The organism is Streptomyces diversicolor, from assembly GCF_057537855.1.
On the sequence record NZ_BAAJXA010000007.1, the window covers coordinates 82,563 to 106,698 of the forward strand.

At 71.8% G+C, this 24,136-nt stretch carries 25 protein-coding genes and 1 pseudogene; 16 read left to right on the forward strand and 10 right to left on the reverse strand.

Translation table 11 applies throughout. The annotated features are described in order from the left end of the window. Nucleotides 1-74: 74 nt before the first annotated feature. Nucleotides 75-3,275 carry a glycoside hydrolase family 38 N-terminal domain-containing protein gene (locus AC27LF_RS10205; protein WP_479662662.1) on the forward strand — a complete coding sequence of 1,067 codons (3,201 nt, stop codon included), beginning with the start codon at nucleotides 75-77 and terminating at the stop codon, nucleotides 3,273-3,275. A 196-nt stretch (nucleotides 3,276-3,471) separates the two neighbouring features. After that, on the forward strand, nucleotides 3,472-3,720 hold the full coding sequence (locus AC27LF_RS10210) for a nucleotide disphospho-sugar-binding domain-containing protein (RefSeq protein ID WP_479662663.1): 249 nt from the start codon (nucleotides 3,472-3,474) through the stop codon (nucleotides 3,718-3,720). 94 nt (nucleotides 3,721-3,814) lie between these two features. Here the strand turns inward: AC27LF_RS10210 and AC27LF_RS10215 are convergent, their stop codons facing one another. The 3 genes from AC27LF_RS10215 to AC27LF_RS10225 form a co-directional block, all read right to left on the reverse strand. Continuing rightward, nucleotides 3,815-4,753, reverse strand: a complete 939-nt coding sequence (locus tag AC27LF_RS10215) for an alcohol dehydrogenase catalytic domain-containing protein (RefSeq protein WP_479662664.1) — start codon at nucleotides 4,751-4,753, stop codon at nucleotides 3,815-3,817. 223 nt (nucleotides 4,754-4,976) lie between these two features. Further along, a complete protein-coding gene (locus tag AC27LF_RS10220) occupies nucleotides 4,977-5,597 on the reverse strand; it encodes an acyl-CoA-like ligand-binding transcription factor (protein ID WP_479662665.1) in 621 nt (206 codons plus the stop codon). A gap of 236 nt (nucleotides 5,598-5,833) precedes the next feature. Further along, nucleotides 5,834-7,021, reverse strand: coding sequence for an MFS transporter (locus tag AC27LF_RS10225; RefSeq protein ID WP_479662666.1), 1,188 nt, complete (start codon nucleotides 7,019-7,021; stop codon nucleotides 5,834-5,836). On the opposite strand from AC27LF_RS10225, the gene AC27LF_RS10230 reads away from it, so the two are divergent. Next, entirely contained in the window at nucleotides 7,002-7,658 is a 657-nt protein-coding gene (locus AC27LF_RS10230) for a DeoR/GlpR family DNA-binding transcription regulator (protein WP_479662667.1), read from the forward strand. The two genes, AC27LF_RS10225 and AC27LF_RS10230, sit on opposite strands and share 20 nt — an antisense overlap. Before the next feature lie 9 nt (nucleotides 7,659-7,667). On the opposite strand, the gene AC27LF_RS10235 is transcribed toward AC27LF_RS10230, so the two are convergent. Then, nucleotides 7,668-8,645 (reverse strand): NAD(P)-dependent alcohol dehydrogenase, encoded by a 978-nt coding sequence (locus AC27LF_RS10235; RefSeq protein WP_479662668.1) that lies wholly within the window; start codon nucleotides 8,643-8,645, stop codon nucleotides 7,668-7,670. A 98-nt stretch (nucleotides 8,646-8,743) separates the two neighbouring features. On the opposite strand from AC27LF_RS10235, the gene AC27LF_RS10240 reads away from it, so the two are divergent. After that, a complete protein-coding gene (locus AC27LF_RS10240; protein ID WP_479662669.1) occupies nucleotides 8,744-9,427 on the forward strand; it encodes a TetR/AcrR family transcriptional regulator in 684 nt (227 codons plus the stop codon). A gap of 186 nt (nucleotides 9,428-9,613) precedes the next feature. Here the strand turns inward: AC27LF_RS10240 and AC27LF_RS10245 are convergent, their stop codons facing one another. Beyond that, on the reverse strand, nucleotides 9,614-10,267 hold the full coding sequence (locus AC27LF_RS10245; RefSeq protein ID WP_479662670.1) for a type III effector protein: 654 nt from the start codon (nucleotides 10,265-10,267) through the stop codon (nucleotides 9,614-9,616). Between the two features lie 130 nt (nucleotides 10,268-10,397). Here AC27LF_RS10245 and AC27LF_RS10250 point away from each other — a divergent pair, with 130 nt between their 5' ends. From AC27LF_RS10250 to AC27LF_RS10260, 3 genes are all read left to right on the forward strand, one after another. Beyond that, a complete protein-coding gene (locus AC27LF_RS10250; protein WP_479662671.1) occupies nucleotides 10,398-10,829 on the forward strand; it encodes an Hsp20/alpha crystallin family protein in 432 nt (143 codons plus the stop codon). Between the two features lie 103 nt (nucleotides 10,830-10,932). After that, nucleotides 10,933-11,328 (forward strand): DUF2267 domain-containing protein, encoded by a 396-nt coding sequence (locus AC27LF_RS10255; protein ID WP_479662672.1) that lies wholly within the window; start codon nucleotides 10,933-10,935, stop codon nucleotides 11,326-11,328. A gap of 76 nt (nucleotides 11,329-11,404) precedes the next feature. Next, nucleotides 11,405-11,839, forward strand: a complete 435-nt coding sequence (locus tag AC27LF_RS10260) for a DUF2267 domain-containing protein (protein WP_479662673.1) — start codon at nucleotides 11,405-11,407, stop codon at nucleotides 11,837-11,839. Between the two features lie 128 nt (nucleotides 11,840-11,967). On the opposite strand, the gene AC27LF_RS10265 is transcribed toward AC27LF_RS10260, so the two are convergent. Continuing rightward, nucleotides 11,968-12,900 (reverse strand): zinc-binding dehydrogenase, encoded by a 933-nt coding sequence (locus AC27LF_RS10265; RefSeq protein WP_479662674.1) that lies wholly within the window; start codon nucleotides 12,898-12,900, stop codon nucleotides 11,968-11,970. 90 nt (nucleotides 12,901-12,990) lie between these two features. On the opposite strand from AC27LF_RS10265, the gene AC27LF_RS10270 reads away from it, so the two are divergent. Beyond that, nucleotides 12,991-13,587, forward strand: coding sequence for a TetR/AcrR family transcriptional regulator (locus AC27LF_RS10270; protein ID WP_479662675.1), 597 nt, complete (start codon nucleotides 12,991-12,993; stop codon nucleotides 13,585-13,587). A gap of 312 nt (nucleotides 13,588-13,899) precedes the next feature. After that, nucleotides 13,900-14,334, forward strand: a complete 435-nt coding sequence (locus tag AC27LF_RS10275; protein ID WP_479662676.1) for a VOC family protein — start codon at nucleotides 13,900-13,902, stop codon at nucleotides 14,332-14,334. 54 nt (nucleotides 14,335-14,388) lie between these two features. Here AC27LF_RS10275 and AC27LF_RS10280 read toward each other — a convergent pair. Next, nucleotides 14,389-14,685: pseudogene (locus AC27LF_RS10280) on the reverse strand (winged helix-turn-helix transcriptional regulator); the annotation flags it as partial. 62 nt (nucleotides 14,686-14,747) lie between these two features. Here AC27LF_RS10280 and AC27LF_RS10285 point away from each other — a divergent pair. Further along, complete coding sequence (locus AC27LF_RS10285; protein WP_479662677.1) at nucleotides 14,748-15,620, forward strand: aldo/keto reductase family oxidoreductase; 873 nt, start codon at nucleotides 14,748-14,750, stop codon at nucleotides 15,618-15,620. A gap of 408 nt (nucleotides 15,621-16,028) precedes the next feature. On the opposite strand, the gene AC27LF_RS10290 is transcribed toward AC27LF_RS10285, so the two are convergent. Beyond that, a complete protein-coding gene (locus tag AC27LF_RS10290; protein WP_479662678.1) occupies nucleotides 16,029-16,886 on the reverse strand; it encodes a helix-turn-helix transcriptional regulator in 858 nt (285 codons plus the stop codon). An 85-nt stretch (nucleotides 16,887-16,971) separates the two neighbouring features. Here AC27LF_RS10290 and AC27LF_RS10295 point away from each other — a divergent pair, with 85 nt between their 5' ends. Together AC27LF_RS10295 and AC27LF_RS10300 are read left to right on the forward strand one after the other, a co-directional pair. Beyond that, complete coding sequence (locus AC27LF_RS10295) at nucleotides 16,972-17,754, forward strand: SDR family NAD(P)-dependent oxidoreductase (RefSeq protein WP_479662679.1); 783 nt, start codon at nucleotides 16,972-16,974, stop codon at nucleotides 17,752-17,754. Nucleotides 17,755-17,939: 185 nt separating this feature from the next. Beyond that, nucleotides 17,940-18,950, forward strand: a complete 1,011-nt coding sequence (locus tag AC27LF_RS10300) for a questin oxidase family protein (protein WP_479662680.1) — start codon at nucleotides 17,940-17,942, stop codon at nucleotides 18,948-18,950. A gap of 44 nt (nucleotides 18,951-18,994) precedes the next feature. On the opposite strand, the gene AC27LF_RS10305 is transcribed toward AC27LF_RS10300, so the two are convergent. Then, nucleotides 18,995-19,846: an NmrA/HSCARG family protein gene (locus AC27LF_RS10305; RefSeq protein WP_479662681.1), complete on the reverse strand. Its 852-nt coding sequence runs from the start codon at nucleotides 19,844-19,846 to the stop codon at nucleotides 18,995-18,997. Between the two features lie 205 nt (nucleotides 19,847-20,051). Here AC27LF_RS10305 and AC27LF_RS10310 point away from each other — a divergent pair, with 205 nt between their 5' ends. Both AC27LF_RS10310 and AC27LF_RS10315 read left to right on the forward strand, forming a co-directional pair. Further along, nucleotides 20,052-21,149, forward strand: a complete 1,098-nt coding sequence (locus tag AC27LF_RS10310) for an LLM class flavin-dependent oxidoreductase (protein ID WP_479662682.1) — start codon at nucleotides 20,052-20,054, stop codon at nucleotides 21,147-21,149. Next, the gene (locus AC27LF_RS10315; protein WP_479662683.1) at nucleotides 21,146-21,760 is read left to right on the forward strand and encodes an FMN reductase; all 615 of its coding nucleotides are present in this window, start codon (nucleotides 21,146-21,148) and stop codon (nucleotides 21,758-21,760) included. Before AC27LF_RS10310 ends, AC27LF_RS10315 begins: the two co-directional genes overlap by 4 nt. Nucleotides 21,761-22,080: 320 nt before the next feature. On the opposite strand, the gene AC27LF_RS10320 is transcribed toward AC27LF_RS10315, so the two are convergent. Next, entirely contained in the window at nucleotides 22,081-22,533 is a 453-nt protein-coding gene (locus tag AC27LF_RS10320; RefSeq protein ID WP_479662684.1) for an SsgA family sporulation/cell division regulator, read from the reverse strand. A gap of 252 nt (nucleotides 22,534-22,785) precedes the next feature. Between AC27LF_RS10320 and AC27LF_RS10325 the strand changes: the two genes are divergently transcribed. Beyond that, nucleotides 22,786-23,775 (forward strand): pirin family protein, encoded by a 990-nt coding sequence (locus AC27LF_RS10325; protein ID WP_479662685.1) that lies wholly within the window; start codon nucleotides 22,786-22,788, stop codon nucleotides 23,773-23,775. Further along, nucleotides 23,735-23,971 carry an XdhC family protein gene (locus tag AC27LF_RS10330; RefSeq protein WP_479662686.1) on the forward strand — a complete coding sequence of 79 codons (237 nt, stop codon included), beginning with the start codon at nucleotides 23,735-23,737 and terminating at the stop codon, nucleotides 23,969-23,971. Before AC27LF_RS10325 ends, AC27LF_RS10330 begins: the two co-directional genes overlap by 41 nt. The last annotated feature ends 165 nt before the right edge of the window (nucleotides 23,972-24,136 follow it).

Below are 24,136 nucleotides of genomic sequence, written 5' to 3' on the forward strand. Positions count from 1 at the left end.
TTCACCGCCCCCGCTCGTGACCCGCGCCTTGGCCGCGCACCATCGTCCCTCGACCCGAAGGAAATCCACGGACCATGTCCAAGGCACCACTGACCCGGCCCTCCTGGTGGGACTCCGACATCGCGCGCGACATCCTGCGTGACCGGGTGGTCACCACCAGCGCCGGCATCGGCGGCATACGGCTGCATCTGTCGGGCGAGCCACTGCTGCGCCGTGACGGCAAGGGCGGACTGCTGCAGTCCGTCCGGCTGCGTCTGCGCCGCCCGGGCGCGGCCTCGCGCGACACCCTGCCGCGCGTCACCCGGGCCCGGGTCACCACGAGCGGGGGCACTCCCGTCCCCTGCGAGATCCTTCCCGGCCCCGGGACCGACACCCGCATCCTGGTGCCCGAAGTGGACGCGCCGACACGTCTGCTGATCGAGCTTCCCGACCTGGAAGAAGGCACCCGGTTCGACTTCGAGGCCCGCCCGCAGCGTCACTGGACGCTCCACCTGGTACAGCACTCGCACCTCGACATCGGCTACACCGACCCCCAGGGACGGGTGATGGCCGAACACCGCGCCTACCTCGACTCGCTGCTCGAACTGTGCGACGACACCGACGACTGGCCGGAGCCCGCCCGATTCCGGTGGGCCGTCGAGGGCTTCCACTCCTTCCAGGACTGGCGGGCCAACCGCCCCGACCGCCAGATCGAGCGTTTCCTCGACCGGGTACGCGAGGGCCGCATCGAACTCACGGCGATGCCGTTCAACCTCCATACGGAGACCTGTTCCACCGACGAGCTGCATGAGCTCATCCGGCCCGTGCTGGATCTGCGCCACCGGCACGGCATCGACATCCGCACGGCCATGCAGACCGATGTGCCGGGCCAGGTGGTCGGGCTGCCCGATGTCCTCGCGGACAACGGCATTCGCTATCTCTCCGTGGCGCACAACTGGGCCGGGCGTGCCGTACCGCACCTCGTCGGCGGGGAGCACCTGCCGCGGCTGTTCCGCTGGCAGGCTCCCAGCGGCAACAGCGTCCTGGTGTGGCGCACGGACACACCGCACGGCCTGGCGTACATGGAAGGCTCCATCCTCGGTTTCGACGAGTCCTTCGACCACGTCGACGACCTCCTGCCCGCCTATCTCAGTGCGCTGGCCGACTTCCCCTACCCCCACGAGGGCCGCGGGATCCCGGGCTTCCCCATCCTCGACCACACCGTCACAGCCGAGCCCTACCCCTGGGACGTGCTGCACCTGCGGGTGCTGGGCAAGTTCGCGGACAACGGCCCGCCCCGCCGGATCATCTCCGAAACCGTGCGCCACTGGAACGAGCAATGGGCCTTCCCCCAACTGCGCGCCTCCCGGAACGAGGACTTCTTCGAGGACGCCGAACAGCGCGTCGGCGACCGCCTGGAGACACACCAGGGCGACTGGAGCGACTGGTGGGTCGACGGAATCGGCGCCGGCGCCGTCCCGCTCGCCGCCACGCGCCGCGGTCAGGCCGCCCTCACCGAGGCGCAGACCGTGGCCGGCTACGCACGGCTCCTGGCCGTGCCCGGCAGCCCGGCCGTCACCGAGGCGGCACCGACGGTCTACCGTGCGGCCTCGCTGTTCAACGAACACACCTGGGGCGCCGGCGATCCCTGGACGCACGGCGACCACGGCCATGGATCGGGTGAAAAGCAGTGGCACTGGAAGTACTCCCAGGCCCTGCGCGCCCATGACGAGGCGGAGACACTGCTGGAATCCGCCGCCGCGCTGCTCGGCGAAGCCTTCGCGCCCGCCCCGGGCGCCCTGGCCTCCTACCACGTCGTGAACACATGCAGCTGGCCGCGGACCGAGACGGCGCGGCTCTTCCTGCCCGAGAGCACCGTGGCGCAGGACGAGGCCGTCCAGGTTCTCGATGCGCGCACCGGTACGTCCTTGTCCTTCACGGAGGAGGCCCAGAGCAACGACCGCCACCGGGCCGCCGGACGGTTCCTGCGGGTGCCCCTCACCGACGTGCCGGCCTGTGGAAGCGTGCGCCTGGACATCCTCCCCGGCGTCGCCTCCGCCACGGAGCACGGCGACAGCGCACAGCCGTCCGCTGATCCGGCCGTTCTGGAAAACGATCACCTGCGGGTCACGGTCGATCTGCGCAACGCGTGCATCGGCTCCATCCTCGACAAGCACACCGGGCGCGAACTCGTACGGCAGGACGCCGTCATCGGCTTCAACGGCTATGTGTACGACGAGTACGCCACCGCCGGCGCGTTCAACCACCAGTCAAGCAAGACCGTCGCCGACGACTCGATGCATCTGCTCGCCTCGCGCCGTACGGCACCACCGGCGGCGCTCGTGGAGCGCACCGTTGACGCCACCGGTCACACGCTGACCTATGAATGTGCCCCGGCCGGTACCCGGCGGCTGCGCACGCGGGTGCACCTCCCCCACGACGCGGCGCGCATCGACATAGAGAACCGCATCGACAAACCCGCGACCCTGACCAAGGAGAGTGCGTTCTTCGCCTTCCCCTTCGCCCTGGACGACCCCGCCGTACGCATGGAAGCCACAGGAGGCGTCACGGGCACCGGACTTGGCAGCGTTCCCGGCTCCGCCACGCACATGCGAGCCGTCCGGCGCTGGATCAGCCTGAGCGACGGCCGCCACCACGCCGCGCTGGCCACCACCGACGTACCCCTTGTCCAGCTGAGCGGGATCGCCATCCCCTACGTTCCCTACCCCCAGTCCCTGCCGCAGGAGGAACCGGCCACCGTCTTCTCCTGGGTGCACAACAACATCTGGGACACGAACTTCCCCGCCCAGCAGGCATTCGACCACGTCTTCCGCTACAGCGTCGGCTTCGCCGCCGCCGCGGCGGATTCCGGCGCCGGCGCACACACCCTCGCGGGTCTCGGTGAACAACTGGCCATGCGCACCGCGGCCGTCACCGGCCACCCGCTCGTGGCGGTCCGCGCCCGTGCCGTGAACCGGCCCGAGTCGCCGGCACAGTTGCGGTTCCTGACCGTGGAGGACCCCCGCGTGCGTCTCGTGGGCCTGACCGTCCCGGACGACCGGAGCGTCATGGTCCGACTGCAGTCCACCGCCGACACCCCGGTCACCTGCCGCCTGAGCATCCCGTTCCCCTTCGCCGAGGCGTTCCGCACCAGCTACCTGGGCCAGGCACCGGACGAACTCAGCCCGGAACCGGGCGGCATCGTCCCGGTCGACGTGCCCGCGCTCGGAACGGCGGCGGTCACGCTCCGGCTGCACCCGTCCACGGCCTTCCCCAGCGGCGGCACACAGCCCTGACCCGCACCGCCGGCCCGGTGCCCCATCCGGCAGCGAGGAGTCCGCGGTCCGCCGGAGGTTGCGGGATCGCCGGAGAACGTTTCCGTGGTGCCCTTTCAGCCGCTGGCCCGGCAGATCGTCGGCGCCGACGCCGCGCTGGTCCACGGGGGAGCCGGCACGGTCATCGGGGCGCTGAGCGAAGGCGTTTCCCCTGGCCGTGCTTCCGCTCGGGGCCGACCAGTTCGTGCAGGCTGCCGCGGTCGACACGGCCGGATGCGGGATCGCGCTGCCGGTCCGGCCGGGGCACCTGGGCGATCTGAAGCCGGGGCAACTGCGCGACGCCGTCGCAGAGGTGCTGGCCGACAGCGGATACCGGCTGCGCGCACAGGCCGTTCAGGAGGAGATCGCCAGGATGACGTCACCGGAGGAGGTCGCTGAGCGGCTGGCCGCCGCCGTACGGGAGTGAGGTCGCGCCGGTGCGGGGTGGGAGTGTGCAGCGTGCCCGTCCCCGCACCGGCGTGGTGCGGCCTCGGCGCGCCACGGCGCGGCGGGTGAGGGGCTCAGGGGGCCACGGCGACGGCGCGTCCGTCGACCTGGCCGTCGCGGAGCTTGCCAAGGTACTCGGGGATCTGGTCGAAGGTGATCGGCACGATCCTGGAGCTGATCTTGCCCTGGGCGATCAGATCGAGCACGGCCTCACATTCGGCCTTCTCCCCGTTGGAGGCGCCGACCAGGGTGATCTCCTTGAGGATGATCTTCTGCATCGACAGCGTCGCGGACTCGCGGGCCATGCCGATCTGCACGACCCGGCCGCCGTGCCGGATGGCGTCGATGGCGGAGGCGGTGGTGGTGCCGAAACCGGCGAAGTCAATGATCACGTCGAGCTGGGCATCCTCGAAGTCGCGCATGTCGGCGGAGAGGGCCGCCGGCCCGAAGTCCCGGACGTTCGGCCAGACGGCTTCGTTGATCTCGGCCACGTACACCTGCGCGCCGAAGGCCCGGGCGATCTGCGCACCGAGGGAGCCCAGTCCGCCGAAGCCGATGATGCCGACCCTCATCCCCTCCTCGACGCGGCCGAAGGTGCGCACGGCCCGGTAGGCGGTGCGCGCCGCGTCGGTGGCCGGTGCGGCCTGCTCGAAGCCGACCGCGTCGGGGAGGCGGACGACAAGCCGCTCTTTGACGCGTACCTTCTCGGCGAATCCGCCGTCGACGGCGGTACCGGGGCCTTCCGTCGTGGCGGGGATGCCGACGCGGTCACCGATGGCGAAGGTGTGGACGTCGCTGCCGATCGCGGAGACGATGCCGGCGGTCTCATGGCCCAGCACGATGGGGACGGATCCGAGCAGTGCGGTGATGGTGCCGTCCACGAAGCTGACGTCGCTGTGGCACAGGCCCGCCGCCTTCACGTCCACCACGATCTCGTCCGGGCCGGGCAGGGGGTCCGCCAGGTCGACCAGGCGCAGTGGTGCGTCGATGCCGGTGAACTGCCATGCCTTCATGGGGTGGAGCCTTTCGTTCCGCTGTCGGGTGGTGCCGGTGTCCCCCGGAGGGGGTCAGCGCCGCCCAGTGCCGCAGCGGCCTCGTCGAACGCGCACCGGGTTTATGGTACCTCGTACCACAAATATTTTCGGTACGGGGTTCCATAAAAGGTGGGGGGTGGGAGGGCAGGCTGCCGCCGCCGGTGAGAGGGATGGGCGGAACACGCGCGTCGGATCGGGGAGTTCAGTCCGGATCCGCGGAGGGCAACGGGCGGAGCAGGGCCGCGACGTGCCCCATGTTCCGGTCGAGGTCAGCGATGAAGGCGTCACGATCCCGGTCGTCCTGCCAGGCGCGGAGCTGGGCGACGAAACCGCCGTGGAACGCGCCCGCGACCGCAAGGGCGATCACCGAGTCGGGCGCGCCGCCCGGACGCCCCGCGATGTACTCGGCGATGACACCCTTCCACCGCTCCCAGTGCCGGTGGGATTCCGCCTGTAGCTCGGCGACCGTGTCGAGGAGCTGGAACCGCTCCAGCCACACCGGGCTGTCCTGGACCGCGGCCCGGGTGGACTCCACGACGGCCGCCCGCACCGTGTCGAGCGCGTCGGCGTCGGCGGGCGCTGCGGCGATCGCCGCGACCAGGCGTTCGATCGTGGTGTCGAAGGCGTACCAGATGACCCCGGGCTTCGAGCCGAAATAGCGAAAGAAGGTGGTCCGGCTGATACCGGCGGCGGAGACGATCGAGGCGACGGTGACGTTCTCATAGCCGTCGCGCCGCATCAGCGCGACGGCCGCCGACTCGACGTCCTCGCGCGTACTGGCGCGAGGACGCCCCCGCCCCCGCCGCCCTGGCTCCACCGACACGCGGAGGAGTCTAGTCGGGGTTCCCTCTCCGGCTGGGCACGTGCCCCGCGGCCGGCCGCGTGGGCGGTGCGGCCCGGGAACACTTCGCCGAACAGGTCGAGCCGAGACGGAGGCCCGTCGGCGGACCGTTCACGGGGCACGGTGCCACGGCAGCGCGGGCAGGACAGACGCCTGATGGGAACGAGCCCGGGCACAAAGCCTGCGCGGCGCGCGGTCAGGTCGCCCCGCGCAGGCGGTCATGAGGTCAGCTCGACCGCGCGCGCCCGGTCCGGCGGGGTCCGCAGGACGCCGGCCGCCACGGCGGCCGTCGCGCAGAGCAGGGCGGGGAGCAGGAAGGTGTGGTTGAGAGCCATCAGATGGGTCATCCAGCCGATGACGGCGGGACCTGCGAGCATGCCGATGTAGCCCAGCCCGGCGACCCGGGACACGTTGGTGCCCGCGGCCGTGGGGTCGGCGTGTCCGGCGGCGCTGAACAGCTGCGGGATGCAGCCGGACAGGCCCAGGCCGAACAGTGCCCAGCCGGTCAGCGCCGCCCAGATCCAGGGAGAGAGGGCCACGATCGTGATGCCGACGGCGGCCAGAGCCGCGCCGTACCGCAGGACGGCGACCGGCCCGAACCGCGCGGACAGCCGGTCCGCCAGGAGCCTGCCGATGGTCATGGTCGCCGCGTAAGTCCCGTAGGCGAAGGCGGCGGTGCTCTCCGGCGCGTCCAGGACGGACTTGAGGTGCAGGACGCTCCAGTCGTTGGCGGCTCCCTCGCACAGCATGACCAGCAGGGCCAGGACGGCCAGCAGCCAGATCCGGCTGGGCACAGCGCGCTTTTGCACCTCGGGCCCGGCCTCGGCATCGACCGCGGGAGCGGTCGCCGCAGAGGGCAGGAGACCGCGAGCCGACACCAGGGCGACGATGACGCCGACGCCCGCGGCGGTGCCCAGTGTCATGGCCGGGCCCCAGCCGATGTCGATGGCCACGGCACCGGCGAGCGCGGCCAGCACACCGCCGACGGAGAACGTGGCGTGGAAGGCCGACATGACAGGCCGCCCGTACGCCTTCTCCACCTGCACGGCATGCGCGTTCATGCTGACGTCGAGGGTGCCGTTTCCGAATCCGAAGAGCACCAGGGCCGCTCCGAGGGCCCACGGCTGCCGGGCGAGCCCGGGCAGCACCAGGGTCGCAGCGCACAGCGCTCCGGCCAGCGGTACGACGGTGCGTGTGCCGAGGCGGTCGGACAGACGCCCGCCGATCTGCATGCCGGCGAAGGCCCCGGCGCCCAACAGCACAAGGAACCCGCCCAGGGCCGCGTGGCCGATGCCCACGCGTTCCTCGATGGCCGGGATCTGCACCACCCACATGCCCAGCAACGTGCCATTGAGTACGAAATAGACGAATGTCACGACGCGAGACATGCGCAGCGCTCTTTCCATGCCGGCCGCGCAAGGCGTCCTCGAACGGTTCCGCGGCGGCGCGCGCACCCTCCTTCTGCGGGGAGAGGAACCTCCCTTCGCGCTGCGCGCCCACGAGGCGATCGATGCCAAGCGCCGGATCGCGGCGGAGGTGGCCTCGCTCATCACCGACGGCGAGGCCGTCCTGCTCGACAGCGGCACGACCTGTCTGGAAGTCGCACGTCTGCTGCACGGACGGCGGGTCACCGTGATGCCCCTGTCACTGCAGGCGATCGACATCCTCAGCGACGCCCCCGATGCGACCTCGCTCCTGGTCCCCGGGGGCCGGCCCCGCGCCGGCGAGGGAGCCCTCACCGGACCCCTCACCCTCGCCTCGCTGTCGGCGCTGCGCTTCGACACCGCCGTCCTGGGCTGCTGCGGCCTGGCCGCCGGCGACGGCATGACCGCCTACGACCTCGACGAAGCAGCGGTGAAGAAGGCGGTCATCGCCTCGGCACGCCGCGTCATCGCCGCCGCCGACGGCAGCAAACTCGGCCGCACCACCCATGCCTGCGTCGGCCCCTCCACCCTGGTGCACATCCTTGTCACCGACAGCACCGCGCCCGCCGACGAGACCACCGCGCTCGAAAACGGCGGCACCACCGTCAAGATCGTCTGAGCCGAGCGCTCACCCCAAGTCCTGGTCGATCCTCACCACATACTTGCCCCGCACACCGCCGGCCTCCAGTGCGCGGTGTGCCGCCGCCGTCTCCTCCAGGGGGAAGACCGTGTCCACCGCTGGGCGCAGCCTGCCCTGCTGCACGTGGCGGGCGAGGTCGTCGAAGTGTTCCCGTACCGGGTTGCCGCTGAAGAAGCGCACCCGGCCGCGTCCGTGGATCGCGCTGGCCGCGATGTAGCCCAGCGAGGCGACGGGCCGCGTCAGGTCGAGGGCGATGGTGACCATACGCCCTCCGGGCCTCAGCAGACCCCGGAAGGTCCGCAGGTCGGTCCCCGCGGTGTCCACCACCACGTCGAACCGGCCCAGTTCCGCCGGTTGGACGGCCCGATGGTCGACGGCCCGGTGGGCGCCGAGTGTCCGAACGAAGTCGAGGTTGGTGGCGCGGGCCAGGGCCGTGACCTCAGCGCCGTACGCCTGTCCGAGCTGCACGGCCGCGTGGCCCACGCCCCCCGCCGCGCCCCGCACGAGCAGTCGCTCACCGGGGCGCAGGGCGGCCTTGTCGCGCAGCGCCGTGACGGCCGTGGTCGCCACCGGCAGCGAGGCGGCGTCCACCAGGTCCAGGCTGTCGGGAACCCGGCCGAGCCGCCCGGCCGGTACGGCCACATACTCGGCCGCGCTGCCGAATCCGGAGATGCGGCCCAGGAGACCCCATACGCGGTCGCCGACCGCGACGCCCGCGGCGCCGGCGCCGAGTTCGGCGACCTCTCCCGTGAAGTCCAGTCCGATGCGCTGGGGGAACCTCCGGCCGGTGAGGAGGCGGAGGCGGCCGGCACGGGCCGCGGTCTCACCGCCGTTGACGCTGAAGGCACGCACCCGCACCAGCACTTCGCCGGGTGCCGGCTCGGGACGCGGCACCCGGCCCACGTACAGCACTTCTGGAGCGCCGTAGCGGTCGAAGAGAACTGCTTTCATCGTGCGGTCGTGCACCGTTTTCACCTTGCAACCCATGGCCGTACGGACGATGTGGCCTTGACCGTAGGCTCTGGAGCGGACGCATCGTCCGTTCGAGGCGAAGGTGAGAGGCAATGGTCGAGGAATTCTCTCGGATAGGGGTCCCGCGGGGGCTGCGGGCGGACGCGCGGCGCAACCGGGAGCGCATCCTCGTCGCCGCACGCTCGGTCTTCGCCGAACGCGGGATCGACGCGTCCATGACGGCCGTGGCCCGGCGGGCCGGGGTCGGCGCAGCGACGCTGTACCGGCACTTCCCGACCAAGGACGCCTTGGTGCAGGCCGCCTTCGCCCGGCAGATGGAGACCTGCGACCGCGTGCTCGGCGAGGCGCTGGCCGATCCCGACCCGTGGCGGGGCTTCCAGCGGGTGGTCGTCACCGCCTGCGAGGTCCAGCGGGAGGAGCAGGGGTTCTCGGCCGCGTTCGCCGCCGCGTTCCCTGACGCCTCCTCGCAGTACGCGCAGTCCCGGCAGCAGGCCGAGCGGGACCTCACGACCCTGGTCCGCCGAGCCCAGGCGGCCGGTGCGCTGCGGGCCGACTTCCATCCTTCCGACCTCGCCGTGGCCTTGCTGGCCCACTGTGCCCTGGTGGCCACTTTGCCGGGGGACGGTGCGGCGTCTCGGCGTCTGGTGGCGTACCTCCTCCAGTCGTTCCGTGCCGACGCGGCCAAGGGGCCGCTGCCTCCGCCCAGCGCGCTGCCGCTGCGCCGGCTGCCCCTGGCAGCCGGCAGCACCCTGGGCCGGTGGCCTTCCGGAGCCTGACGCGAGGCGGGCGGGTGCCGGTACGCAGGCAGCGGGCCACCGGCCGGGCTCCGCCGGGCAGTCGGCGCCGGCTTCGTCAACTCCCGTCCGGCATCGGGCAGATCACTCGGATACGGACTGCCCTCGGCCATGACCTGGGCGGGTCGGGGCACTTGTCGAGGATGCGGCGGCGGGCGAGGTCGTCGGTCAGTCGGCGGTGGCCGGGGTCGTGACGGAATGCGTGAGGGTGTCGAGTCGGGCGGCGAGGTCGGGGTGGGTGGGGGTCAGATGCGGGCGGGTGGCGGTCAGGGGAGGGACGAGGGCCGCGGGGTCGTCGTGGGCGAGAGCCGCGTGGAGTTGGCTGAGCGGGCGACGGGCCGCCGTGGGCAGGTCGGTGAGGGCGGTGATCTGGCCGGCGATGCGGCGCAGGTCGGCGGCGTTGCGGCGCGCCCAGGTGGCGACGGCGCGTTCGGCGGCGCGGCGTTCACGGGTGGCCTGGACGCGCTGTTCGCTGGTGGTTCCCGCGGGGCCTGGCCGGTTGCGCAGATAGCGGCGTTCCGCGGCCTGGCGGCTTGCGACGCCGAGGGGGTGGGCGAGATCGGCCCAGCTGGCTCCCGCGTGGCGGGCCGTTTCGATCAGGCCGGTTTCCCATCCGGCGAGCTGCTCGCGCACCTGCCGCAGCAGCAGGAGAGAGGCCAGAGCCTGCTCCGGTCCTGGGCCTGCGCCCGGGGCATCGGCGGCCTCGTGCCGGGCGGCGCGCAGGGCGGCGTCTATGGCTTCCAGGGCCGCCGCGGCGGCGAGAAACGACGCCGGGCTCCGGGCGTCGGCGTCGGAAGAGACCGGCTCGTCGGCTGCTGTCACGGGCACTCCTCTCAGAGACTGTCATCGTGTGGATGACACCTGCACTTGTCATCCATTGGACGACATGTTACAACGACTCCAGTGAGGCGCATTGGCAGCAACTGCCGGAACCTGCTGGAGGTGTTTCACGATGTTGATGCGCACTGACCCGTTCCGTGAGCTCGACCGTCTGGCTCAGCAGCTGATGGGTCCTGGCACCTGGTCGCGGCCCGCCGCGATGGCGATGGACGCCTACCGCGAGGGCGACGAGTACGTGGTGGCCTTCGACCTCCCCGGCGTCAGCGCGGAGGCGATCGACATCGACGTCGAACGGAACATGCTGACCGTCAGGGCCGAGCGCCGGCCCGTGGCGAAGGCCGACGACGTGCAGATGGAACTGTCGGAGCGGCCGCTGGGCGTCTTCTCCCGCCAGATCGTACTGGCCGACACGCTGGACACCGAGCACATCAAGGCCGACTACGACGCCGGGGTGCTCACGCTGCGCATCCCGATCGCCGAGCGCGCCAAGCCCCGCAAGATCGCCGTCGGCGGAGGATCCGACCGCAAGGAGATCTCCGGCTGAGCCGGGCGATACGGGCCGATCAGTCGCGGAGGACGGGCACCCGACCCCCTCCCCCGTCCTCCGCGGTACCGCAGTAGCGCAGTGGAGAAGGGTGGCGACCGACGTGACCCTGCGACGGGAAGCGTTCCTCGACCAGGTGACAGAACGCGGTGAGTACACGAGCCCGCAGGAAGCAGAGCGCGCGGCCCGCGTCGTGCTCGCCCTGCTGGGCGCACACCTGGTCGGCGAGGTGCGCGCACACCTGGCGGCGCGCCTGCCGGAGGACTTCGCCCTGATCCTGCTCAACCCGCTGCAGAGCGCCGAGCCGCTGCCACCGGAGCGGTTCGTGCGGGCGACGGCGGCCTGGATCGAGGGAGCCACCGACCGGACAGCGGCCTGGGACGTCGGCGCCGTCCTCAGCACGGTCGCCGACGCGGCCGGAGACGATCTGCTCACACAGATCCTGCTCCAGCTCCCCGCAGGCTACGACCTGCTGTTCGGCCACCCCCAGCCCACCTGACCACCCACACACGCCGATGTCCGCACACCTTCCCGGGCACCGGAGACACGACGAGAGAAAGGCAACCACCGCAGTGATGTCCGACGAGCGCGCACCGCTTGAGCACCTGCCCTCGATGACGTACGAGCAGATGCTGGAGAAGGTCCGCTACGAAGGCGCCTACCCCACCCGGGAACGGGCCGAGGAAGCCGTCCGCCTGGTCCTCGCGGGACTCGGACGCCAGCTGACGGGCGACGAACGCGTCGACCTGGCCGCCCGGCTGCCCCTCGAAGCCGCGCGCATCCTCACTCAGCAGATCCCCGACACCCAGCCCCTGACCGGCTGGGCCTTCGTCAAGGACCTCGCTGCCCGCAGCGGCGCCTCCCCGGCCACCACCCGCTGGGACACCGGCTCCGTCCTCGTCGCCGTCGCCGCGTCAGCCGGCCCCGAACTGCTCACCCGCATCCTGCGCCAACTCCCGGGCGGCTACGCACTGCTGTTCGGCCGCGCCGAACTCACCCCAGCGGCATAGGCGGGCCGTGCGGATCGACGGGGCATGAACGGCCCAGCGGATTGCTCCCGTTGGTCGGAGCCTGCCCTTGACGCTCCATCAGCGCCGTACGGCATCCGCGGAGTTCATGACGGGGGCGAACCGGCTGGTCAGCCGAGATCGAGGACGGCTTTGCCGTACAGGCGGCGGTCGAGCAGAGCCGCGACCGCCTCGGAGTGGCGGGTCCAGGGGCCGCGCCAGCTGATGCCCGGATCGAGGCGGCCCGCGGCGATCTCTCCGGCCAGCCACGTCAGATCCGCGGAGAAGTCGGTGGCGGGGTCGCCGAGGAGGAAGAAGGTGCGGATCGACCGGTCGTGCCGCCCTTGGTCACCCAGCAGGGCATCCGGTGACAGCACCGCGTCGGCCTCGGAGGAGCGGCCCACGCTGAAGAGGCTGCCGCCGGCCGACAGCGCGGCGAAGGCGTCGACGAGGTGTTGTCCGCCGACGGTGTCGAGGACGGCCGACACGGGCTGCCGCACCGCGGCCGGCTCGGGGTGGACCTCGTCGGCGCCCAGGGCGCGCAGCCCGTCCGCCTGGGCGGGGCTCCGGCTGACGGCAACGACATGCGCGCCCGCGCGGGCGGCCAACTGGACGGCGTAGCGGCCGACACCGCCGGAAGCACCGGTGATCATCACACGGCGGCCGAGCAGGCATCCCATGCGGCGCAGCACGTGCAGGGCGCTCAGCCCGGCCACGGGGACGGTGCTCAGCGCGCCGGGGTCGGCGTCCTTCGGCGCGGTGCCGAGCAGGGCGGCGGGTACGGCCCGCAGCTCGGCCCAGCCGGCCTCGCCGAGGGTGACGACCCTCTCCCCCTCGGCCGGACCGGAGCCGTCGGCGGCCGCCTGGACGACGACGCCCGCCGCGTCCCATCCGAGCACGGTGCCGTCCGGTGTCGTTGCACGGATCGCCTCATGGACCTCTCCGAAGTTCAGCGAGACCGCCTCGACCCGTACCAGCGCCTCGTGGGCGGCGGGACGCGGGGCGGGGACGTCCATCAGCGACAGGTGTCCGGGTGAGGTGTGGTCGACGACGAGTGCGCGCACGGGGAAGATCCCTTTCCAAAGTGCCACAGTGAGGCGTTTGCTTCAGTAGAGCATATGCACAGGCTCGGCGTGCTTGGTACAGTGCCGGGGATGACCAGCTCCGACCAGCCCACCACCCTGCGCGAACGCAAAAAGCTGCGTACTCGCCAGGAACTGATCGACACCGCCGTCACACTCTTCGGTGAGCGCGGATTCGACAGCACTCCGCTGGACGCGCTGCTGGAGCAGGTGGAGGTGTCCCGGCGGACCTTCTTCCGCAACTTCCGCTCCAAGGAGGACGTGGCGCTCGCCGCCGTCAAGCAGCTCTGGGACGCCTACCTGGAAGTCCTCGACGGCATGGAGAAGTCCGGGCCGCTGGCCGATGTCTTCCTCGCCGCCATGCTGACCACTCTGGAGCGCATGGACGAGGGCTGGTACCGGCGCTTCCCCCTCACACTCCGGCTGATCGCCGGCTCACCCGCACTCGACGGGTACACGCTGCGGCACTGCGCCGAAGTCCAGGCCGAGATCGCGCGCCGACTCGACGAACGGAACCGTCTCGAACTGCGGCTCCTCATCGAGTTCTTCGCGGCCGCCTGGCGCTGCGCTCTGGACGACTGGCTGCCCGACTGCACACCGGGCGAACTGCCCGCGCTCCTGCGCCGGGCCTGCTCGACCATGGACTCCGCGCTCACCCTTGAGGCATGACCCGCCCACCGGGGGCCCCGCCGGGCGGCTGACGGCGGCGTCCCGAGGGCGAGACATCGCACCCGAGGTGCGCGCGGGGCCGGCCCGAAGGTGTTGCCGAGGCCCGCCGAGTGGGAGAAGGATCTCTCACCGCGGCGCACGAGGGCCCACGGGGAGGGAAAACCCCGGCCAAACCGCCCAGTTGCCCCGGACATGTAGGTGTACGCAACCTGAGGGAGGACGCTATGGAGCCATGGGAACTCCGCCTAACAAGATCGACACCCTGCGGCTCTCCGGCGACGAGCCGCAGATGTCCCCTGCTATGGTGCCCCGATGTCATCGGTCAAGAAGTTCCAAGTCACCTTCGACTGCGCGGATCCCGAGCGCGTCGCTCGCTTTTGGTGTGAGGTGTTGGGGTACGTCGTACCGCCCCCGCCGAAGGGGTTCGCCTCGTGGGACGATTTCGATCGCTCTCTGCCGGCCGAGCAGCAGGGTTCGTCGTTCGCCTGCGTCGATCCCTCAGGTGAGGGCCCGCGCCTGTACTTCCAGCGCGTCCCCGAAGGCAAGGTCGTCAAGAACCGGGTGCATCTTGACGTGCGGGTCGGCACCGGGCTCGTGGGGGAGGAACGCCTCGCCGCGCTCGAAGCCGAGTGCGCGCGTCTGGTCGCGCTCGGCGCGGTACGCGTGCAGGTCCTGCTCGCCGACGAATACAACGAGTCGTGCATTGCGATGCAGGACGTCGAGGGCAACGAGTTCTGTCTCGACTGAGCGTCTTCCGAGCGTGTGAGGTGGGAGCCGACTCCGCCACGGGGCCTCGACGAGTCAGTCGGCGCGGGTGTCGTATGTCGCGCGGTGGGTGAGCACATCGTCCATGTGTGTCTCGGCCCACGTCTTCAGGCCGCGCATCATGTGGTGCAGGGAGAGGCCGAGGTCGGTCAACTCGTAGGAGACCGTGACGGGGACGGTCGGTGTGGCGGTGCGGGTGATCAGTCCGTCACGTTCCAGTGAGCGCAGCGTCTGCGTGAGCATTTTCTGGCTGACGCCGGCCAGCAGGCGCGACAGCTCGGAGTAGCGCATCGGCCGGGGTTCCCCGGCGCAGTCGGCGCCCGGCTGGTGCGAGCCGCCGCTGCGCACGGAGCCGAAAGGCACCATCACCCAGCGCCCCCATGAAAGACAGACACATGAGCACACCCTCCGTTTCCCTTGCCGGCGGCACCTGGACCCTGGGCGATCTGACCGTCACCCGCTTCGGCTACGGCGCCATGCAGCTCGCCGGCCCCGGCGTCATGGGGCCGCCCGCCGACCACGACGCCGCGCTGGCCGTCCTGCGCGAGGCCGTCGGCCTCGGGATCACCCACATCAACACCGCCGGTGCCTACGGGCCACGCGTCACCAACCGGCTGATCCGTGAGGCGCTGCACCCCTTTCCCGACGCGCTGCACGTCGTGACCAAGGTCGGCGCGGTCCGCGATGAGCAGGGCGGCTGGCCCCCGGCGCGGAGGCCCGAGGACCTGCGCCGCGCCGTCCACGAGAACCTCGATGACCTCGGCCTCGATTCGCTCGACGTCGTCAATCTCCGGCTCGGTGACGCTCAGGGCCCGCGGCCCGGCTCGCTCGCCGAGCCCTTCGGGACCCTGGTCGAACTCCAGCAGCAGGGCCTGATCCGGCATCTCGGTGTGAGCAACGCGACGGCGGAACAGGTCGCCGAGGCGCAGGAGATCGCGCCGATCGTGTGCGTGCAGAACATGTACAACCTCGCCTACCGTCAGGACGACGAACTGATCGACGAACTCGCCGAGAAGGGCATCGCCTACGTGCCCTTCTTCCCGCTCGGCGGCTTCACCCCGCTGCAGTCCACGGCGCTCTCCGCCGTGGCCTCCCGGCTGGACGCGACACCGATGTCGGTCGCCCTGGCCTGGCTGCTGCGGCGGTCGCCGAACATCCTGCTCATCCCCGGCACCTCGTCGGTGGCACACCTGCGCGAGAACATCACCGGCGCGGGACTCTCGCTCTCCGACCAGGAACTCGCCGAGCTGGACAAGATCGGCCGCTAGCGGAACGCGGTTCGCGGACGAGGTGGCTGCCCCATGACGGAGTGGGGCCGCCCACCCCGGCGAACGGGCCCGGCGCCTGGCCGCCGTTCCACCCCGGGGACGCCCTCACCGGCCCGGGTGCACGTCCGCTCGCGCTCACCGCGGGTGACTGAAGGTCCCGCACAGGGCAGCGCCCGTTCCCCCGGGTGCGCGGCCCACGCGGCGCGCAGGTGGGCGATCCCCTCCCGCGACGCGTTGTTCCCCGTCGACGGAGCACTCGCGTGTCTCCGGGTGCATCAGACACAGCCACATCGCCGTGCGCAACGGCGGCGGCAGGATGTCGAAATCCAGCAGCAGCCTGGTCAAGACCCGCCGCTGACACCCGGTCAAGGACCCGGAACGGCAGAGGCCGTGGGGCCGGGCTGTGCCTCATCCGCGCCGTACCGCGCTGCTTGCCTCGGCGCCGAGTACGTTCAGCAGAGCCAGTGCCTCGGCGCCGGGGGATCCCGGCGGTGCGCTGTAGAGCACGAGGTGCTGGTCGCGGTCCGTGAGCGCGAGGGTGTCGCAGTCGACGGTGATCTCCCCGAGGGCCGGGTGGCGGAAGGTCTTCGTGAGCATCTGCGCGGCCTGCACGTCGTGCCGCTCCCAGAGCCGGACGAAGTCCGGGCTGGCGTCGCGGAGTTCGTCGACGAGGCCGGTCACCGCGGGATCGCTCGGGTAGCGGGCGAGGGTGGCGCGCAACTCCATGACCACGTGGTGCCGGAACTCGGCGGCGTCGGAGATCCCGTACAGCGTCTCGTCGGCGCGCTCGGATCCGAGGAATGCCCGGCGGGCGAGATTGCGGTCCTCGGGGTCGAGTGGGGCGAAGTCCTCCATGAGGGCGGCCGCGAGGTCGTTCCACGCAAGCACCTCGAACACGGCGGACGTCACGAAGGCGGCCGTCTGCGGCAGCCGCTCGATGAGCGCGACAATGCTCGGGCGTACGTCGCGCCGGTGCAGCCGGGTACGGGTCGGCGCGGTACCCGCGAGGACGTGGAGGTGGTCGGACTCGGCGTCGGTGAGCCGCAGCGCGCCCGCGATCCCGGCAAGGACCTCGCCGGACGGTCGCGGCGCCCTGCCCTGTTCGAGCCGGATGTAGTACTCCGTGGAAATGTGCGCGAGGACCGCGGCCTCCTCGCGGCGCAGACCCGGTGTCCGGCGTCGCGGTCCCGAGGGGAGGCCGACGTCCTGCGGCCGAAGCCGCTCGCGACGGCTGCGGAGGAACGCCCCGAGCGCTTGCTTGTCCATACCCCAAGTCTGCACGCTGCCCGGCGACGGATCCTGGTACCGCCTGTGCCTGTATCCGGCCCGGGTCCGGCCTGACGCTGGCGTCATGACGAACAACAGCGACATCGCACCCGTCGGCCTGCTCAGCGGCAAGGTCGTGTTCATCACCGGCGCGAGCCGCGGCATCGGCGCGGCGGCGGCCCGGCTCTTCGCCTCCGAGGGCGCCGCCGTCGTGCTCGCCGCCCGCAGCGCCGACGCCCTCGACGGCATCGTCACCGAGATCCGCGCCGAAGGCGGCGTCGCCGACGCCGTCACCGTGGACCTCGCCGACCGTGCCGGCGTCCGCGCCGCGGTCGGCCGCGTCGAGGAACTGCACGGACGGCTCGACGGCGCCTTCAACAACGGTGCGACGATCCAACACCCCGGCCCACTCGACACCACGAGCGACGAGGACATCGACGAACAGTTCGCCGTGAACTTCCGCTCGCACTGGACCGCGATGAACGCGGAGGCCGCGCTCATGCGACGAGGCGGCGGCGGGGCGATCGTCAACACCTCAAGTATCGGCAGCCGCCGCGCGAACCCCGCCCTGCCCGCCTACGGCGCCATGAAGCGCGCACTCAACAGCATCACCGAGACGGCCGCCGTGACCTGGGGCCGACAGGGCATCCGAGTGAACGGCATCACCCCCGGCGGCACCGCCACGGCGATGATCGACGCCTGGGAGGCCGTGTCCCCGGGCATCGTCGAGCGCAACAACGCGGCGACCCCACTGGGCCGGATGGCCGAGCCCCGCGAGGTGGCCGAGGTGGCCGCGTGGCTGCTCAGCGACCGTGCCTCGATGGTGACCGGCGCGATCGTGCCGGTCGACGGCGGCGCCGGCGCCTGACAAGGGGAAGCCCTGGCAAGCCGCGTCCTCCAGCACCTGTGAGCCGCCGGATTCGGCCCGTCCAGTCCGGGGTGCGGCGTCGGCCGCGGTTCTCGCCCGGCGCCGGCACCGGGCCGCAGGTCCTAGGTCCGGCCTACGTCTGTGGCCCGTTACGCCGCCGTGCCGTCCTGCCTACTGTCCAGGCCATGGATACGACAGGAACGTTGGACGAGGCGCTTGCGCGACTGCACGACTGCGGGCCCGAACGGCTCGGGCGGCTCACCAACCACGCGCCGATGGCCGTCGAAGCCCTCGCCGCTCACGGGCAGGCACGGTCCGTGCACCGCTGGCTCGACCTGTACGCACACAAACTGGAGGAGTTCCCGTCTCGTGTCGAGCCGGTCACGGACGCCCATTGGTCCTCCGCGCTCGGCGATCCGCGGCGCGCGGCCGACTGGATCGACCACTTCGAGCGCGAGGTGGCCGAGCGTCCCTGGCGCGAGGTGCTGACGCAGTGGTGGCCCCGTCTGCTGCCCGGCCTGTACGGCGGCTCCACACATCCGGTGATCCGGGTGGGCCACGCCGTGCGCACCCTGCTGTCCGGCGAGGTCACCGAACCCCGGCTGGCGGAACTTGCCCACGGCCTCGGCTACTGGGCCGCACGCCACCGGCCCGTCGCGGGCGTCGCCTCACTGCCCGGCGCCGACGGCGCGGCTGCCGCGCTCGACACGGTTTTGCGGATCGCCGTGCAGGACGGTGGCTTCTCCGCCCGGCTCGACCAGGTCAGGGCCCTGCCGGTGTGGGCGGCCTCGGTGACGGAACCGAGCGACGCGTACCGCCGCCTCACCGAACTGGTGCGGGCGGCAACACACCGGTATGCCACCCACGGCCACGGCGAGGCGACGATGCTGGTCCACGCGGCCACGGCTCCCAACGCCGTCCTGCGCACCCTGCCCGCGCTCCCCCACGCCCTGTGGCCGCCGAGCCTGCGGGCGGCCTGGACGGCCTCCGCGGCGGTGACCGCGATGTACGCGCCCGCGGTGCCGGTCGCCTGCACCCCGCCCGGCGCCCTCACCCCCGAAGAGGTGTTTGAACGGGCCCTGGCGCACGGCGACGAACACGTCATCAAGCTGACGGACACAGCCCTTGACGTCGGCGATGAACCGGCCATGGCGGCGGCTCTGCGGTCCATGGAACTGAGCACCCCACTGGCCTGAGCACGGACCTGCGGGGTGGTCATGGTGCGGTAGGGGCGGCCGGTTCAGCCGGCGCTGGACCAGGTGTGGTGCGCCCAGTCGGTGAACCGGGTCCAGCGGATCTCCGGGTGGGCGGCATGGAGCGCGGGGATGTGGACGCGGTAGCCGGGCCCGTTCAGGAACGTCCACATCGCGTGCATGTCCGGGTTGCCGATGGCGGTCAGCGGCACCCGCTCGTGGCGGACGTCCCGGCCCAGCGCCGCGCCGAGCGCGGCCGCCATCTGCGCAGGGGTGGGGTCGTCAGAGGCCAGTTCGATGCGCCGTGAGACGTACGGAGCGGGGTCGAGGAGCACATGCGCCGCGAACGCGCCGAGGTCGGGCCGGGCGAGCTGCTGCAACGGCCGGTCGGGCGGCAGCGGCAGATCGAGTACGCCGTCCAGGATGCGCCGTGCCCCGCCGAGCGCGTTGTCGAAGAAGTACGTCGGCCCCAGAATCGTGTACGCGACATCGCCCGCGGTCAGTTCCGCCTCGATGCGCGCCTTGCTCTCGAAGTGCGGTACCCCGCTGTCCTGGTCGGCCCCGGCGACCGAGCTGAACACGAGGTGCGGAACACGTTCCTGTGCCGCGGCGGCGAGGATGGCCCGCCCCTGGGCCACCTCCGCCTCGATGCCGGCCTCGAAGGGTGTGGTGAACGCGAAGACACCGGCCACGCCCTTCATGGCCGCGGCGAGCGATCCGCGATCGCTGAGCGAACCCGCCACCACGTCGACACCCTGGCCGGCCAGTTCCCGTGCGGCACCGCGGGCGGGGTCGCGCACCAGCGCCCTGATCCGGGCCCCGCGGGCCAGCAGCGCGTCGACCACGGCCCGGCCCTGTCCACCGGTCGCCGCGAGCACCAAGACCGGTTCATCGACCATCGAAGAACTCCTTTCCCAGCCATGGGGGCATCGGATCGGCAGCCGGCCCCAGCGGTCATCATCCGTGCCACAGCACGGCGAACGGCGCCGACATGCGGGAACAGGGCACTGGAGGACTCATTCCCGTGCACGCACAGTCATGCCGAGCGTGCGACCGGCGCCTAACGTTCCCGACGTCACACGTTTGCCGGAAGAAGAGGGATTCATGCAGTTCGGCATCTTCACGGTCGGGGACGTGACGACCGATCCGACCACAGGCCGTACTCCACCGGAGCACGAACGCATCAAGGCGATGGTCGCCATCGCGCTCAAGGCGGAGGAGGTGGGCCTGGACGTCTTCGCCACCGGTGAGCACCACAACCCGCCGTTCGTGCCGTCGTCCCCGACCACGATGCTCGGCTATGTCGCCGCCCGCACCGAGAAGCTGATCCTGTCCACCGCGACGACACTGATCACCACCAACGACCCGGTGAAGATCGCCGAGGACTTCGCGATGCTCCAGCACCTCGCGGACGGCCGGGTGGACCTGATGCTGGGGCGCGGGAACACCGGGCCCGTCTATCCGTGGTTCGGGCAGGACATCCGGCAGGGCATTGCGCTCGCCCGGGAGAACTACGCGCTGCTGCACCGGCTGTGGCGCGAGGACGTGGTGGACTGGGAGGGGAAGTTCCGTACCCCCCTTCAGGGCTTCACCGCGACTCCGCGTCCGCTGGACGGCGTACCGCCGTTCGTCTGGCACGGTTCGATCCGGTCGCCGGAGATCGCCGACCAGGCGGCCTACTTCGGCGACGGCTTCTTCCACAACAACATCTTCTGGCCGGCCGAGCACACCAGGCGGATGGTGCAGCTGTACCGGCGGCGGTACGCCCACTACGGGCACGGCCGCCCCGAGGAGGCCGTCGTCGGGCTCGGCGGCCAGGTCTTCATGCGGAAGAACTCGCAGGACGCCGTACGGGAGTTCCGCCCCTACTTCGACAACGCCCCGGTGTACGGCCATGGCCCGTCCCTGGAGGACTTCACCGAGCAGACACCGCTGACGGTGGGTTCCCCGCAGCAGGTCATCGAGCGGACGCTGTCCTTCCGGGAGACCGTCGGCGACTACCAGCGGCAGCTGTTCCTGATGGACCACGCGGGCCTGCCCCTGAAGACCGTGCTGGAACAGCTCGACCTGCTCGGCGAACAGGTGGTGCCCGTGCTGCGCAAGGAGTTCGCGAAGGGACGTCCCACCGACGTGCCGGACGCGCCGACGCACGCGGCCCGGGTCGCCGCGGCGGCGGCCTCGAAGGGGGAGGACGCCGCATGAAGCTCGTCGCCGTGTCCGCGGGGCTGAGCACCCCGTCCTCCACCCGTCTGCTGGCGGACCGTCTGGCCGAGGCGGCCCACGGCGAGCTGGCCGGCCGGGGCCTGGATACGAAGACCGAGGTCGTCGAACTGCGCGAGCTGGCCGTCGCCGTCGCCAACAACCTGGTGACCGGGTTCCCGCCGCCCGCGCTGGCCGCCGCGATCGACTCGGTGACGGGGGCCGCCGGTCTGATCGCGGTCACCCCCGTCTTCACCGCCTCCTACAGCGGACTGTTCAAATCCTTCTTCGACCTGATCGATCCGGAGGCCCTGACCGGCAAGCCGGTCCTGATCGCGGCGACCGGCGGGACGGCCCGCCACTCCCTGGTCCTGGAGCATGCGCTGCGCCCGCTGTTCTCCTACCTGCGCGCGGCCGTCGTCCCCACCGCGGTGTACGCGGCGTCCGAGGACTGGGGCTCGGGTGGTGACGCGTACACGGAGGGACTGCCCGGACGCATCCGGCGGGCGGGCGGCGAACTGGCCGCACTGATGGCTGCGCGTCCTGCCGGGCCGGCCCCCGAGGACGACGTCACCGCGCTCGAACGGCAGCTCTCCGATCTGCGCTTCGACTGAGCCCGCCCCGACGTGCGCCGGCGGACCGCCACCGGTCCGGTCCGCGACCGGGGCCGGGGCCGGGGCCGGGCGGATGACCGCGGACGGCGGCCGGGCGGACGACCGCGGTCCGTGGCCGGGGGGACGACCGCGGTCCGTGGCCGGGGGGACAGGCGGGGTGCCGCTCCCGCACGGCGGTCACCGAGGTGCCGTGCGGCCCCCGGAACAGCGCGGCCGGCGGCGCCACGACCGTCTCCAGGACGGCCCGCCGTGTGCCGCGGGCGTCAGCGCCGGTCCGGTTCATCGGGCACTCCGCGCAGGACCGTACGGTCGCGGGCGGGTCATTCGCGGCCGGCCGTGAGGCGTTCGACGACGCGGTCCAGATCGATGTGGCGGTGCTCGGTGCCCGGTGGGACCAGGGCGTCGGTGCGGTGCAGAAAGGCCGTGACGGCGCGGGCGGCGACCTCAAGGACCGCTGCCCCGTGTCGTGTCCTGAGCAGGACGCCGACCGTGTCCGGATGGCGGCGGTGCCGTGGGATCACCACCACGTCCCCGGACCCGGCGGGCCGGCACAGGCCCTGGGCGAGGAGCGACCGGGCGAAGACCCAGTCGACGGAAGGGGAGGAGGGGGCGGAGGGGGCGCCCAAGGACAGGCACACGGCGTAGGGGTCCGTGACGGTGTAGCGGAACTGCGCGGGCAGCGGCACCGGCGGATCGTCGGCCACGGTGACGAGGACGGTCGTCGCGCAGACGATCGGGCCCTCGTCCGCGGCACCGGTGTGATGCTGTCCCATGCCGCCCCCTGTCCGCGACTTTCTGCTGCGTTCCGTTCGTCCGCCGGGTGCCGGCGGATCACGGCGGCAATGACCGTACGGCGGCCGGGCCGGGGAGAATTGCCGGCGAGCGCACGGGGTGTTGCCGGTCGGCGAACCGTGACTACGGTCCCGGGCCTGGCTACGGTCCCGGGGGTCCCGGGCCCGGCTATGGTCCCGGGCCCGGTTAGTGGTTGAATGTGAAACAATTACGTGGCTGAGAGGCGGTCCACCATGAGCAATGTCGAGACGAGGCCCGTCGAGGTGCCGTGCGGCGCGGCGGCGGACGGCGGGCGGCGGGACGAGGCGCCCCGAGTCGATGTGCTCACCCCGCGGGATGTGCCCCTCGGTGGCCCGCGGGCCATGACCGTGCGGCGCACGCTGCCCCAGCGGGCCAGGACCCTGATCGGGGCCTGGTGCTTCGCGGACCACTACGGTCCCGACGACGTCTCCGAAACCGGCGGCATGGACGTCGCCCCGCATCCCCACACCGGGCTCCAGACCGTCAGCTGGCTGTTCAGCGGGGAGATCGAGCACCGGGACAGCCTGGGCAGCCACGCCTTCGTACGGCCCGGTGAGCTGAACCTCATGACCGGCGGTCACGGCATCGCGCACTCGGAGGTCTCCACCGCGCGGACCACCGTCCTGCACGGGGTCCAGCTGTGGGTGGCGCTGCCCGAGGAGCACCGGCACACCGCACGCGACTTCCGGCACCACGTCCCCGACCCGGTACACGTCGACGGGGCGGAGATCAGGGTCTTCCTGGGCTCGCTGGCCGGCGTCACCTCACCGGTGCCGACCTTCACTCCCCTGCTCGGCGCCGAGATCGTGCTCGCGCCCCACGCGTCCGTCACGCTCGCCCTGGACCCCGGATTCGAGCACGGCCTCCTGGTCGATCGGGGCGAGGTGCGGCTGGCCGGCGTCCTCGTGCGCTCCGCCGAACTGGGCTACGTCCACTCGGGTCCCGGCGCGCTGACCCTGACGAACGAGTCGGACGGCCCCGCGCGGACGGTCCTGCTCGGCGGGACGCCGTTCGGGGAGGAGATCGTGATGTGGTGGAACTTCATCGGCCGCAGCCACGAGGACATCGTGAAGGCCCGTGAGGACTGGCAGAACTCCGCCGAACGCTTCGGCGCCGTCGACGGCTATCCCGGGGACCGCCTGCCCGCACCGGCCCTGCCCCATGCGAGCATCAAGCCGCGCGGGAATCCGGCGGATCACTGACCCCGCCCGAGGGGCGCCCGGCGACCTCGCCGAGGCGGTCGTGTCCCGAGCGGCCCTGGCGAGGCTGCGCGCGCCGGTGGGGCTCGGCCTCGGCGCTTCGGCGCCCGAGGAGACCGCCGTGGCGTTCGCAGCGGAACTCGTCGCGGCGTGCGGCGGACCTGCGGTGAGCGCCCCGTGGTGGCCTCAGTCGTCGTAGCTCGACAAGGCGCTGTGCCCTCGGCCGACGGACAGGCCGGGGAGCCTCGTGCGCTGTGGGGACATCGAAGGGGCGCTCGCGGAAAACTGCCGTGTGCGCGCAGCGCCTACGGTTCGGTGCAGCGGCGCCGGAGTGTCCGGTACGACGACGCGTGTCGTTCCGGGA

What these genes read in the sequence shown, in the direction of transcription:
- AC27LF_RS10225 (WP_479662666.1), bottom strand. Translation starts at nt 7,021, where the DNA reads ATGGAAAGAGCGCTGCGCATGTCTCGCGTCGTGACATTCGTCTATTTC.
- AC27LF_RS10270 (WP_479662675.1), top strand. Translation starts at nt 12,991, where the DNA reads ATGACCAGCTCCGACCAGCCCACCACCCTGCGCGAACGCAAAAAGCTG.
- AC27LF_RS10330 (WP_479662686.1), top strand. Translation starts at nt 23,735, where the DNA reads ATGCGAGCATCAAGCCGCGCGGGAATCCGGCGGATCACTGACCCCGCC.
- AC27LF_RS10305 (WP_479662681.1), bottom strand. Translation starts at nt 19,846, where the DNA reads ATGGTCGATGAACCGGTCTTGGTGCTCGCGGCGACCGGTGGACAGGGC.
- AC27LF_RS10290 (WP_479662678.1), bottom strand. Translation starts at nt 16,886, where the DNA reads ATGGACAAGCAAGCGCTCGGGGCGTTCCTCCGCAGCCGTCGCGAGCGG.
- AC27LF_RS10300 (WP_479662680.1), top strand. Translation starts at nt 17,940, where the DNA reads ATGGATACGACAGGAACGTTGGACGAGGCGCTTGCGCGACTGCACGAC.
- AC27LF_RS10285 (WP_479662677.1), top strand. Translation starts at nt 14,748, where the DNA reads ATGAGCACACCCTCCGTTTCCCTTGCCGGCGGCACCTGGACCCTGGGC.
- AC27LF_RS10250 (WP_479662671.1), top strand. Translation starts at nt 10,398, where the DNA reads ATGTTGATGCGCACTGACCCGTTCCGTGAGCTCGACCGTCTGGCTCAG.
- AC27LF_RS10275 (WP_479662676.1), top strand. Translation starts at nt 13,900, where the DNA reads ATGTCATCGGTCAAGAAGTTCCAAGTCACCTTCGACTGCGCGGATCCC.
- AC27LF_RS10260 (WP_479662673.1), top strand. Translation starts at nt 11,405, where the DNA reads ATGTCCGACGAGCGCGCACCGCTTGAGCACCTGCCCTCGATGACGTAC.
- AC27LF_RS10320 (WP_479662684.1), bottom strand. Translation starts at nt 22,533, where the DNA reads ATGGGACAGCATCACACCGGTGCCGCGGACGAGGGCCCGATCGTCTGC.
- AC27LF_RS10315 (WP_479662683.1), top strand. Translation starts at nt 21,146, where the DNA reads ATGAAGCTCGTCGCCGTGTCCGCGGGGCTGAGCACCCCGTCCTCCACC.
- AC27LF_RS10205 (WP_479662662.1), top strand. Translation starts at nt 75, where the DNA reads ATGTCCAAGGCACCACTGACCCGGCCCTCCTGGTGGGACTCCGACATC.
- AC27LF_RS10310 (WP_479662682.1), top strand. Translation starts at nt 20,052, where the DNA reads ATGCAGTTCGGCATCTTCACGGTCGGGGACGTGACGACCGATCCGACC.
- AC27LF_RS10325 (WP_479662685.1), top strand. Translation starts at nt 22,786, where the DNA reads ATGAGCAATGTCGAGACGAGGCCCGTCGAGGTGCCGTGCGGCGCGGCG.
- AC27LF_RS10240 (WP_479662669.1), top strand. Translation starts at nt 8,744, where the DNA reads ATGGTCGAGGAATTCTCTCGGATAGGGGTCCCGCGGGGGCTGCGGGCG.
- AC27LF_RS10295 (WP_479662679.1), top strand. Translation starts at nt 16,972, where the DNA reads ATGACGAACAACAGCGACATCGCACCCGTCGGCCTGCTCAGCGGCAAG.
- AC27LF_RS10230 (WP_479662667.1), top strand. Translation starts at nt 7,002, where the DNA reads ATGCGCAGCGCTCTTTCCATGCCGGCCGCGCAAGGCGTCCTCGAACGG.
- AC27LF_RS10215 (WP_479662664.1), bottom strand. Translation starts at nt 4,753, where the DNA reads ATGAAGGCATGGCAGTTCACCGGCATCGACGCACCACTGCGCCTGGTC.